The sequence below is a fragment of the Bradyrhizobium sp. USDA 10063 genome (assembly GCF_054063735.1).
In genome coordinates this window covers 6,071,468-6,083,168 of the sequence record NZ_JBSSGP010000002.1, presented here as the reverse complement: position 1 = coordinate 6,083,168, position 11,701 = coordinate 6,071,468, and the positions used below count along the sequence as shown (strand labels likewise).

General features: G+C 62.2%; 8 protein-coding genes and 2 pseudogenes. 3 read left to right on the top strand and 7 right to left on the bottom strand.

Annotated elements, in window-relative coordinates; all coding sequences use genetic code 11:
• Nucleotides 1-128: 128 nt before the first annotated feature.
• Nucleotides 129-647: an RlpA-like double-psi beta-barrel domain-containing protein gene (locus tag ACVJGD_RS30860; RefSeq protein ID WP_456637754.1), complete on the bottom strand. Its 519-nt coding sequence runs from the start codon at nucleotides 645-647 to the stop codon at nucleotides 129-131.
• 362 nt (nucleotides 648-1,009) lie between these two features.
• Between ACVJGD_RS30860 and ACVJGD_RS30855 the strand changes: the two genes are divergently transcribed.
• A complete protein-coding gene (locus tag ACVJGD_RS30855) occupies nucleotides 1,010-3,235 on the top strand; it encodes an alkaline phosphatase family protein (RefSeq protein WP_456637753.1) in 2,226 nt (741 codons plus the stop codon).
• A 65-nt stretch (nucleotides 3,236-3,300) separates the two neighbouring features.
• Here the strand turns inward: ACVJGD_RS30855 and ACVJGD_RS30850 are convergent.
• Nucleotides 3,301-3,480: pseudogene (locus ACVJGD_RS30850) on the bottom strand (tripartite tricarboxylate transporter substrate binding protein); the annotation flags it as partial.
• Between the two features lie 272 nt (nucleotides 3,481-3,752).
• On the opposite strand from ACVJGD_RS30850, the gene ACVJGD_RS30845 reads away from it, so the two are divergent.
• On the top strand, nucleotides 3,753-5,249 hold the full coding sequence (locus tag ACVJGD_RS30845; RefSeq protein WP_456637752.1) for an FAD-dependent monooxygenase: 1,497 nt from the start codon (nucleotides 3,753-3,755) through the stop codon (nucleotides 5,247-5,249).
• Nucleotides 5,250-5,270: 21 nt separating this feature from the next.
• On the opposite strand, the pseudogene ACVJGD_RS30840 reads toward ACVJGD_RS30845, so the two are convergent.
• Nucleotides 5,271-5,453: pseudogene (locus ACVJGD_RS30840) on the bottom strand (GrpB family protein); the annotation flags it as partial.
• Between the two features lie 294 nt (nucleotides 5,454-5,747).
• On the opposite strand from ACVJGD_RS30840, the gene ACVJGD_RS30835 reads away from it, so the two are divergent.
• Entirely contained in the window at nucleotides 5,748-7,190 is a 1,443-nt protein-coding gene (locus ACVJGD_RS30835) for an FAD-binding oxidoreductase (protein WP_456637751.1), read from the top strand.
• A gap of 373 nt (nucleotides 7,191-7,563) precedes the next feature.
• On the opposite strand, the gene ACVJGD_RS30830 is transcribed toward ACVJGD_RS30835, so the two are convergent.
• From ACVJGD_RS30830 to ACVJGD_RS30815, 4 genes are all read right to left on the bottom strand, one after another.
• Nucleotides 7,564-8,565 carry a SphA family protein gene (locus tag ACVJGD_RS30830; RefSeq protein WP_456637750.1) on the bottom strand — a complete coding sequence of 334 codons (1,002 nt, stop codon included), beginning with the start codon at nucleotides 8,563-8,565 and terminating at the stop codon, nucleotides 7,564-7,566.
• Between the two features lie 234 nt (nucleotides 8,566-8,799).
• Nucleotides 8,800-10,227, bottom strand: a complete 1,428-nt coding sequence (locus ACVJGD_RS30825; protein ID WP_456637749.1) for a DUF1254 domain-containing protein — start codon at nucleotides 10,225-10,227, stop codon at nucleotides 8,800-8,802.
• A gap of 151 nt (nucleotides 10,228-10,378) precedes the next feature.
• On the bottom strand, nucleotides 10,379-11,026 hold the full coding sequence (locus ACVJGD_RS30820; RefSeq protein WP_456640427.1) for a hypothetical protein: 648 nt from the start codon (nucleotides 11,024-11,026) through the stop codon (nucleotides 10,379-10,381).
• A 224-nt stretch (nucleotides 11,027-11,250) separates the two neighbouring features.
• Nucleotides 11,251-11,637, bottom strand: a complete 387-nt coding sequence (locus ACVJGD_RS30815; protein WP_456637748.1) for a helix-turn-helix domain-containing protein — start codon at nucleotides 11,635-11,637, stop codon at nucleotides 11,251-11,253.
• Nucleotides 11,638-11,701 lie beyond the last annotated feature (64 nt).

Below are 11,701 nucleotides of genomic sequence, written 5' to 3'. Positions count from 1 at the left end.
CTCCTTTCAGGGCTGCGCCGGCCTGCTATGGGCCAGGGGACATTCGGCCAGGCTCTCCTCTCCATTTCAGAACTGATGGCAACGCCAATTCCGTCAGCCTGCGCCTTGCCGCTAGAGGTGGCATCGCCTCAAGAATCAGCGGCCAGGACGCCATCGAGGATCGGTCCGGGAACCCAATAGTCCCCTGAAAGCGGCGTAACTCTTACGTCATTAATTACTCCGAGCTGCAGGCTTGGATCGAAATGGCGCATCGTCCGCTCATTCAGGTCAATGATGCGGCCAGGCGTTAGTGGCCCCACGTCATTTATCTTGACGATGACCTGCTTGCCTACGGCCTCAACGAGGGCATATTTCGGCCTCGCGCCGTATTGGACCCCACCGAATTTCTGACGCAAACTTGTCTTGATGGCAGCCGCCCAGACAGAGGGATCATAGCGCTCGCCGGAGGCTGTGTTCGGGCCGCCCTCCCGCCATCCGGGCCGGAACGGATTGTACATGGATGCTGCGCCAACGATCGCATCCCCAGCAGCGGCATTGACGATGGCGCTTGAATGAATCGCGTCGATTTCACTTCGAGCAGCGGTAACAGAAATGGCAAGCACAACTACGGCGCCGCAAATCGCGGCGCTCGAACGAAACGCCATCATAACTCCTTGATTGATTTTTTCGATTGTTCGGTTCCCGACGCCGCAAACTGGCGACGGAACCGTTGCGGGAACCAGGGCGGCCCTCGCACGGTGTTTTAGTTCACACCGACTAAGACAGAGATTGCGTCAGCAGCATGGCTGAACAGGAGCCTCTTGGATAGGACGTAAGTAGGAGCAGGCACTGACTGATGTCCGCTCACGGTCAGAATCCGGCGTTGCGTCCGACATCCTCGCGGCATCGTCGCTGCGACACTACACGTGTCGCCGAAGCGTCACATGCGCGTCGTCAGCCTGATCAGATAATCGCCGCCTCGTTCTCGACCAAGCTCGCGCAGGTTGCGCAGCGAAAATGGGGCGTCCACATGAACTTGAAGAGTTTTCTCTCCTTGATATCGGCAATGTCGCTCGCTGCATCGCTGGCCGGCATTGCAACGCCGGCGCGTGCGGATCACGACGGCGATAATCGCGATCGTGGCTACGGCGATGACCACGAGCACGATCATGATCAAGGCGGCGGCCATCATGGCCGCAAATCGCCGCGGGTGGTGGTGATCTCGCTCGACGGTGCCAAACCCGATTTCATCCAGAAATTCATCGACGAGGGCGTGCTGCCGCATGACGGCGGCCTGGCGCGGCTGAGCCGCCGCGGCGCGGTGGCGGAACAGAACGTGACGGCCTCGCCCTCGCTCACCGCGGTGTCGCACATCGAAATCGCAACCGGCTCGACGGCGGTCCACAACGACATCCCGTCGAACACCTTCCAGGCGATCGTCGGGCCGATCTCGTCGAGCCTCAGCGGCTTCGCGGCGCCGATCGGCGGCTATCGCGAAAGCCCGCTCGGGCCTTCGCCGCGGCCGACAGCGGCGCCGCTGTGGGTGCAGCTACGCCAACAAGGCAAGAAGGTGGTCACCGCAACGTGGCCCGGCGGCGACGGCGCCGACATCTCCATCAACAACACGGTTGTGCAGCCGGCCCAGCCGACCCGCGTCACCGACTATACCGTGCCGTTCGGCGCCTTCGGCGGCATCGGAGCCCAGGGCTTCTCGCTGTCCCGGGCGGACTTCACGTCCGATCCGGCGATCGTTGCGGCGCTCCAGGCGGCCGGCCGCTTTTCGTTCAGCCCGGTGCTGGCGACCTCGGCGCCGATCGAGACGTTCTCGTGCTCCTCGGCGCCATCAGCGACCTGCACCAATGCAGCGGCGCTCGACGTCAAATACGCGATCCGGGTGGCGGCGCTCGACACCACCAATGACCGCAAGGTGAACTACGACACGCTGGTGTTCTTCGACACGACGCGCGGCATCACGGCAGGGCCGTTCCGCGCGCCGTCGACCGGACCGGCCTATGTCAAGCTCGGCGGCGAGAATGCGCCGTTCTTCTTCGAAGGCAGCGGCGCCAAGGTCGGCGCCGCCTATTTCGTCTCGGCGCTGGCATCAGATCTTTCGGTGGTGCGCTTCGCCCGCTACGGCGCCAACTACATCCCGCGCAACGCGGCGGTGCTGGCCGACGTCGACGACATCAACAACAACATCGGCTTCTGGCGTCCGCAGGCCGATTTCCGCATTCCGGAGCGCTTAAGCCCGGGCTTCACCAACTTCCCCGACATCGAGATCGAGACGATGTATGAGGACATGGTGAAGACCTTCGTGCGCTACCAAGCTGATATCGGCGAGCGCGCGATCCGGAACCATCCCGACGCCGACCTCGTGATGATCTACATCGAGCAGCCCGACGGTTCCGAGCATCAGTTCCTGCTCACCGACCACCGCCAGGGCACCAACCCGACCGACCCGAACTCGATCGGCGCGGGCCAGGACCGGGCCAAGGTCGCGCGCTACGCGTCCTACATCCGCTTCGCCTATCAGACCGCCGACAAGGCGGTGAAGCAGATCGCCGATGCGGCGGGGCGTGACAGCAACGTCATCGTGGTGTCGGACCACGGCTTCGCGCCGTTTCACACCTCGGTCAGCCTGACCAACATCCTGCGCAATGCCGGCATCGACACCAGCAAGGTGGCGATCCGCACCTCCGGTCCGGCGGCCAACATCTACGTCAACCTGCAGAACCGCGAGTTGGGCGGCACCGTCGATCTGGCGACCTACAAAGCGCTGGTCACGCAGATCACCGACGCCGTGAAGAGCGCGGTCGATTCCAACCCGAAGTTCAACTTCTCGCTCAAGGACGGGCGGATCTTCACCGTGGTCGAGACCCGGCCGCTGCAGTGCGAAGAGGGGACCGGCGAGTGCACCAGCAAGACCATCGGCCAGGATTTCGGCGATGTGTTCGCGTTGATGGCCCCGGGCTACAACTTCGACGGCATCCAGAACCCCGGCGTCGCGCGCCTCGGCGATCCCTCGTTCAATGCGGCGACGACCATGCTGTCGATGCCGAACTTCTATGGTGCCCATGGCCACGATCCCGAGCTGCCGGTGATGAGCGCGACCTTCATCGCCGCCGGCCCGCAGATCCGAAAGGACGCCACGGTCCGCCGCATGCACAACACCGACGTGGCGCCGACCATCATGCAGATCCTGGGCGTCACGCCCCACAAGGTCGACGGCGAGGTGCTGCACGAGATCCTGCGCTAAAGCCCGCGCGCGATCCGCAAACGCATCCGATGGGCGCGGGCCGGCGCCCGTCGGATCATCATCCAGGATGGTTGCAGGCCGAGCGCTTGCGCGCTCTCCATCCAGACCGGCAATTCGCGCTGATACAAAGCATTGCTGTCCCTGAAGCCGAGCGGCGGTTCGAGCACGAACGTGCTGAGAACTTCCTTGACCTTCGGATCGCTATTGGCTGCCACGCACAGTTCCGCCAGCCGATCGACGATCGGCTACACTTGGCAGCGGACGCCAAAGCAAGTGTCGCGGTTCGACACCCGTCCGTTTTGACGATTGGCCCAGCCACAACTTCCGGAAAGGCGCACACCCCTCTCCCCACTTTAATATGTGGCGCGCAAGGGGCTTGCTTCAAGACCCGGGTCATCCCGTAGAACGCCGACCGAAGTCAGAGCCTACGGAGCTACGAGATGCGTGTGGTGTTGTCGCCGTGCGGGTTGCGCGCGGCTGAGTTGGTTGCCGGCGCGGCGACGGCCGGAGTGCGCCGATGACCAAGCATGCGGTGGTGATCGTCGGAGCTGGTCCGACAGGACTGATGCTGGCAGGCGAATTGGCGTTGGCGGGCGTCGACGTTGCCATTGTCGAGCGGCGTTTCGACCAAAACCTCACCGGTTCGCGCGCAGGCGGCCTGCACTCGCGCACCATCGAGGTCCTCGATCAGCGCGGAATCGCCGATCGGTTTCTCTCGCAGGGACGCGTGGCCCAGGTCGCGAGGTTCGCTGGAACTGCTTTGGACATCAGCGACTTCCCCACGCGCCACAACTACGGCCTCGGGCTGTGGCAGAAGCATATCGAGCGCATACTCGCCGGCTGGGTCGACGAGCTGGCGGTGCCGATCTATCGCGGACAGGAAGCGACGGCTTTCACGCAGAACGACACCGGCGTCGATGTCGAGTTGGCCGACGGCCAGTCGCTGCAGGCGGAATATCTTGTCGGGTGCGACGGGGGACGCAGCCTGATCCGCAAAGCAGCCGGCATCGAGTTCCCGGGGTGGGATCCGACAATCAGCAACCTGATCGCCGAGGTCGAGATCGTCGATGAGCCGGAATGGGGCATCCGCCACGATGCTATTGGCATCCATTCCCTCAGCCGGTTGGAGGATGAAGGAACGGTGCGGGTCCTGGTGACCGAGCAGCAGCCTGCATCCGCCGGCGAACCTACGCTGCGCGATCTCAGCGAGGCGCTCATCGCCCACTACGGGAGCGATTTCGGCATCCACAGTCCGACCTCGATCTCCAGGTTCACCGATATGACGCGGCAGGCGGCGTCCTACCGCAGGGGACGGGTGCTGCTGGCCGGCGATGCCGCACACGTGCATTACCCGGTGGGCGGACAGGGCCTCAACACGGGCGTGCAGGATGCGGTGAACCTGGGATGGAAGCTGGCTCAGGTGGTCAAGCAGACATCACCGGAAAGCCTCTTGGATACCTACCATGCCGAGCGCCACCCCGTTGCTGCCCGTGTGCTGCGCAATACGATGGCGCAGGTCGCGCTGCTCCGCCCCGATGCCCGCGCCAACGCGCTGCGCGACATCGTGTCCGAACTCCTCAGCACGGACGAACCGCGCAGACGCTTCGCCGCAATGATGTCGGGCCTCGACATTCACTACGACCTCGGCGAGGGACACCCGCTGCTGGGCCGCCGCATGCCCGATCTGGACCTGGTCACTTCCAAAGGCGCGGTGCGAACGTTCACGCTGCTCCACGATGCCCGGCCAGCGCTGCTCAACTTCAGTGAGCCCGGCCACCTCGATATCACGCCATGGGCTGATCGGGTCCGCCTCGTCGATGCCAAATATCCTGGCGTGTGGGAGCTTCCCGCAATCGGCACGGTCACGGCCCCCGCTGCCGTCCTGATCCGGCCGGATGGATACGTGGCGTGGGTGGGAGATAAAACCGACCAAGGCCTCGCCGACGCGCTGACCACTTGGTTCGGACCGCCTGCGGCGGCGCAGGGCACGGGTTTGCCTGCAGCCTGTCGCTGATCTCGAGCCGGCCAAGTTGCTGATCACGGGCATAAGATCCAAAATGGGCTTTGCCCGGATGCTGGGAATTGCGGTCGAGCCAATGTGGTGAACGATCCGCAGGTTCGGCCCAAGGGCTCCCGTAAGTAACTGCGCCTCAGCGTTGGCCAAATGCGACCAGTCTGGGTCGTGGGGTCGCAATTCGACTTTGATCGGCGGCGGCATTTGGCTGTCTCAATCCTTCCGGCCGCTGTGCGTTCGGGCTTCGGTCAATGACCGGAAAGCCCGCCGTACCTCGTCCGGACGAAGCATTCTGCCGTTGAACCATTCTTCGGCCGGGGCGGACTAACGTCCAGGCGGAAATTTTCCGTTCGCTGTGTCGAACGGCAGGCGACAGACGTTTCTGCGCTATTTCGGCTGCGAATGACAATTGTTGTCAGCGGCCCCCGCCTCATTGATTTCGGCCAGAACATGCGAGCTGGCCCCAAAACAGTCACCGCTAGTTACGGAGGAGATGCCATGACGGAGTTCCGGCTGGCCTCGCTGCAGGGCGGGGCGATTACGCTTGGAAGCGATACGATAGATGGTTTTCGGCAAACATTGCGGGGCGATGTCTGCCTGCCCAAGGAACCAGGCTATGAGGAGGCACGCACAATCTGGAATGCGATGATCGACCGCCACCCGGGCGCGGTTGCACGCTGCAGAGGAGCTGCAGATATCATGCGGGCCGTGCGGTTTGCGCGCGATCACGGGCTCTTGCTCGCCGTGCGTGGCGGCGGCCACAACATCGCGGGCAATGCTGTTTGTGAAGGCGGACTGCTGATCGATCTTTCGCCGATGCGATCGGTCCGGATCGATCCGCTCAATCGCACGGCGCGCGTAGAGCCGGGCGCAACGCTCGGCGAATTCGACAAGGAGGCGCAGGCTTTCGGCCTTGCCACCCCCCTCGGCATCAATTCGACGACGGGCGTCGCGGGATTGACGCTGGGCGGCGGCTTCGGCTGGCTGAGCCGCAAGTTTGGACTTGCCGCGGATAACCTCATCTCGGCCGACGTGGTGACGGCCGAAGGCCAACTCGTGCGGGCGAGCGAGGCCGAGAATGCCGACCTGTTCTGGGCGCTGCGCGGAGGTGGTGCCAATTTCGGCGTGGTGGCCTCGTTCGAGTTCCGCCTGCATCCGGTCGGCCCAATGGTGTTGGCTGGACTCATCGTCCATCCCTTTGCGCGGGCGAAGGAGCTTCTTGCGGGTTATCGCGACGTCGCCGCCAAAGCGCCGGACGAACTCACGGTCTGGACGGTACTCCGACAGGCGCCGCCGCTGCCGTTCCTGCCTGCCGAGATGCACGGCAAGGAGATCGTCGTGTTCGCCGTCTGCTACACGGGTGGCGAGAGCGAGGGTAACCGCGCCCTTGAACCGTTGCGCGCGCTCGGGCAGCCGATCGCCGACGTCATCGGCATGCAGCCCTTCGCGGCCTGGCAGACCGCGTTCGACCCGCTGCTCACGCCGGGAGCCTGCAATTACTGGAAGTCGCACAATTTCGTCGAGCTCGGCGACGGCCTCCTCGATATTCTCGTAAGTCATACGATGGGCCTGCCGACCGGAGAGTGCGAGATTTTCGTTGGTCAGCTCGGCGGCGCCATCGGCCGCGCGGCTGTCGACGCGACGGCGTTCCCGCACCGCGATGCGAGATTTGTCATGAACGTCCATACGCGGTGGCGTGACCCCGGCGACGAGCAACGCTCGATCGCCTGGGCGCGCAAGCTCTTCACCGAGACTGCGCCGTACGCAACCGGCGGCGTCTACGTCAACTTCATGCCGGAGGATGAGAGCGATCGCGTGTCCGGCGCGTACGGCCCGAACTATGCCCGTCTCGCGGCGCTCAAGGCCCAGTACGATCCCGGCAACGTGTTCAGGCTGAATCAGAATGTTCTTCCGTCCGCCGCGCAGCGGCCGGCCGCCTGACCAGGTGCGGATGACTGGACCCGCAATTGAGCGGGCTGCAAGACAAAGTTGGGCGTCGGAGTGGCTGCGCAGCCTATAGAACATGATCCGGAAAAGTGTGAAGCGGTTTTCCCTCGCGACAAACGCGAAGCGTTTGCGCGGAGATCATGCTCAAACAATAACCTAGAGCGCGATGATGATTCATCCTCATCTCATCGCGCTTCAGGTTGGCTCGGACCGCGGGCCTCAATCCGCGGCATCAAACGAAAAGCCCGGCCGCTTGGCCGGGCTTTTCGCTGCCAATTTTGCGAGTTGCTTACGTCGCCTCGCCGGCACGGTGGCGAGGCCTACGCAATACCCTGCGATCCCTCATTCGAAGCCCGCGTGCGGCCTGCTATTTCGTCACGATCGGTCGGGCTGGCGTCGCGGTGCTGGTGGGCGCCAATGGCGAGAGCGAGAACGTCAGCCAGGTATTCCAGCCGGCCGGGCGATTCTCGGCGGCAAACTCACCATATCCCTTCAGGTTCACATAGCCCTGCATGTCGCCTACCGGAAACAGAAAGCCAATCTGCGGACCCACCCCCAATACCCGGGACCGAAAGCCCCCCAGGATAGGGTGCTGACCAAAGTCATCGGTGACCTGCTGATAGGCATAACCCACCAGGCCGACGAAAAGCTGCTTGGATAGAAACTGGGAGGCACCCCAATCCACGTGGAAGTCGATACCGTTCTGGTACTGCGTATCCTGATTCTTGAAATTGTAGGTGAATCCCGCGACCACAGAAAATTCATGCCCCGCCTGCGGATTGAAGTAGGTGTAGCCGCCGCCGGCGTCGATGGCGGCGTGACCGATGCCGAGATTGGCGAGGCGGGTCGGACTGTAAGCCCCAACGGGAATATCTCCCGTCAAATAGGTCATGAAATTGTGCACGCCGGCGTTCCACTTGAGCGTCGCCTGCGGATACAGATCGCCGACCGAGGTGATGGCATCGCCGAAACCGCCCGCGCGCGTTATCGCCAGCGGGCCGGCGGCCGCCGTCAGCGTGCCCGAAAGATTTGCGCTCGACCGCCCGAACAGTCCGATCACGCCGACGGCGAGTTGTCCGCCCAGCACCGGCGTTGCAAACGTGTAGGTGGGGTTGAGCAGCACGAGATCCGCCTGCGCATTCAGACTGAGGTTCAAGTCGACATTCACCGTGGCGGGGAGTCTGCTGACCTGGATTTCCCTGGCGGCCGCCGTATTGCCGAAGGCACTGACGCTGGTGTGATAGTAAACTTCCGCCATCGACCAGCCGGGGACCTGAGGGGTCGCCGCAAGGCTGCTGAAGCGGCCGGGGAGCCAATATGAAACTCCACCTTCGTCGGCGTAGACGGTCGCCGACGAGAATGACGTCATCGCCAGCGCCACAGCGATGACCGAGGCTCCGAATGTTGTACCGCGCCTGTTGGGCTGTCTGTCTCTGCGAAGATCAACAAGGCGCATCATACCCCCGAGTATTAAGCGGATTGCGAGATGATTTGTGCCGGCCGCGTGATCGTTGTCTTCGCTGCGCAGGCGACCCCGAAGAAGCTTGACTCACGCCGACCTCGCCGGCCGGCATGAGTTCAACATTTCAAGCGACCTTCCTGGTCAAGCGATCTTCCTGGCGGCAGGAACCGTCCATGTGCCGTTGATAATCGACGGGTCCGTTTCCTGCGGCCAGTACATGCGCAGCATGAGTATGAAATCTCCGTCAGGCGCTGGAAGCCAGTTTGATTCCTTGTCCTTGCCCGGGGAGTCCTTCTGAATATAGAGATCGGTTGAGCCGTCCGGATTTTCCTTCAGGTCTTGACGAGGGCTGATCGAGTAGCGGTTCAGCGGATTGTTCACAAAGAAGTAGCTGCTGTCGTACATCGTGAGCGACCAAAATCCCTCTACGGGAGGCAGGTGGCCTTTGGGAAACCGCATGACATACTTGTTTGCACCATTGTACTTCTGGCCATCCGCATCCTTTTGCGAGGTCGGGTAGACCGCATCCTGCGGACGATTGGCGCCGAGCCCGATCGCGGTTACCAGGGCCCGCATCAGATAGTCGGTGCCATAGATGCCGGTCTTCGTCGTGAAGGCAAAGCCATTCTCGTCCTTGATGGCCTTGTTGATCTTGAACTGAAGCATGATCCTGTCGAACGACACCTCGGGCAAGCGCTTCAGGAAGTCCGCCTTGAGCTTGCTCTCGTCAAAATCCTGCCCGGGGACGATGCCGATGCGGGCGAATTTGGCAAGCTGGGGCGCGTCTGCTGCGTATGGCGGATTGGCTTTCATGAGTTCGCACAGCAGCTTGAAATACGATGCCGCGTCCATGCGATTGACCTGTTCGCGGACAGCCGTCTTCATGTCGATCGACGGATCGACTTTTCCCGCAGGTGGCGTGTACGGCTTGCCGTAAGCACTAAGCGGAACGAGCTTGCACTCGTCCTGCAGCTTGTGAACGGCCGCGTAGTCCTCCGGTGTGCCTGTGCAATAGATGCGGCCGAGCAACCAGACAATGTTGGTGGGCGACTTGTATTCCTTCACACCATCCGGCAGCGTGCCTTTCCACCGAGGCCCGGTGATCGCGTAGGTCTGTGCGCCGGTGCCAGTGGTGCGCTTGCCCGGCACCTGGAACACCGTCGTCCAGCCATCCAGCATCGGCATCAGGAAATAGCGCCCCTTCATGTCCGGGATGCTGAGGACCCACGGTTCCTTGCCGACATCGAGAAAGGAAGTCGTGTAGAGAGTATCCGCGTTCGGCGCCGTGACATCCCTGAACGAAGCGTTCGGATACTGGCGCAGCTTGATGATCTGCCCCATCGGCGCCTTCGTTCCCACGGGTTCGGCGACGTTGGTGAGCACCCGGCGGGTCATCTCCATCGTCACCAACGGATAGCCGAATATGTAAGCGTCGCTCGCGAGCCAGAAATCCTCCAGGCCTTGACCGACACCGAGGAAAGAATCCTGGGCGAGAGCCGATCGTGTTGCTGCCGCTCCTGCCAGCAGCCCCATTCCACCAAACGCAAGGGATCGACGGGTGATGTTCATCGTTTATCTCCTTCCTGAAACAAATACAGACGACGGCTGATGATTTCAGATGCGGCTCTCATGCCCTCCTGACAGCAATTGCTTCAACGACGGGTGGTCGGGATGAACTGCGCAGTGCTGCGGCGGCTGGGATGCCGCCAGTCTGCGCGGCTCAATAGCAAGGCGGATAGGGATAGTATCCGCATCGGGGTGCGTAGTACGGATAAGCTGCCGCGGCTCCCAGGGCAGCCGCTCCCGCGAAGGCGGCGCCGCGGTAGTAGGCACCCCGCCAAGCCGTGCGGCGGGCTACGCCGGCGAAGGACAGCGGCGTGAATGGCCGGCCAATGATGTCGATGAAGACCGACGCCGGTCCATCAGCTCCCGCAAGGTCTCCTTCGAGCACGTCAACGTCGAAAGTCAGCTTGTCGCCATCAAGTCTGGGCGATTTCAATACAACAACGGCGTCTGCCACCGAGGATCCATCTTTCCTGAACCCGGAAACCGTCGCGTTTGGAGGATCTTTGGCGAAATTGTCGCTGCCGTTGCCCCAATCCTCGACAATCCGCGCCGTGAGATCGTGACCGGCCGCCCGAACAGGGCGATCGGCAAACACAATGGCATTCGGCGAGATTCCCGTCAGCACAAGCTTCCCGTCCTTCAGGCTGGCACCACGCGAATTGAGAACGAAGAGCGAGGGCACAACTTCCGGCTTTGCTTGGCCTATCGCCTTTTCAAGCGGCGTGTGAGACTTGTTCTCGGATACCGATTGGGCAAAGAGAACTTGGGGACAGGCTAGTAATCCGCCAGCGCAAAGTGCCATCAGAGCAGCACGAAATGTCATGGTTGTTCTCTCCCTTAAAGAAAAGCAGCGTGTCGTTGTTTCGGCCGGCTTGCGTGGCTTTCCCGGCGCGGGCATCCTTTCCGCCTTCAAGAAAAAAGCGATTTCCTTAGGAGCTGAGTAAACTCAGCAGGCTGTTTCGCTATACATTTCGCGCCAATTCAGATCGCGCGTCTTGCCATTTCGCGCCAATCGTCGAGAATAGATCAGCGGTCGATCGCGCACGGTCCTTTACGATTGCGCGCGTGCCGATGCTTGCGAGCCAATTGCTGACGCCTGTAAACGACAGGCTGAACTCTCATCGTACGCACGAAAGCGCGGCTGAAGCTGCTTGCGTTGGTATACCCGAGGGAGTTCGCGATATCCGATAGGCGCTTGCTTGAGTCCGCGAGCAAGCCGCAGGCGATGTCTAAGCGAATTTCTGCGAGCATCTCGCTGTGACTAGTGCCCATGCGACCCAGATAACGCTGCAACGTGCGAGCGCTGATCTTGAGTGTGCGAGCCGTACTATCGAGGGTTGCGTCACCATGTCGCAGCGACGCGACGATCACCGCGCGGACCACCGGGCGTGATGGCAAACGGACTGCTCTCATCGGTCAATGCGAACCGTAAAGCCCATGCCCCCTCAATGTTTTTAGGCTACAGGGATTTCGGTGG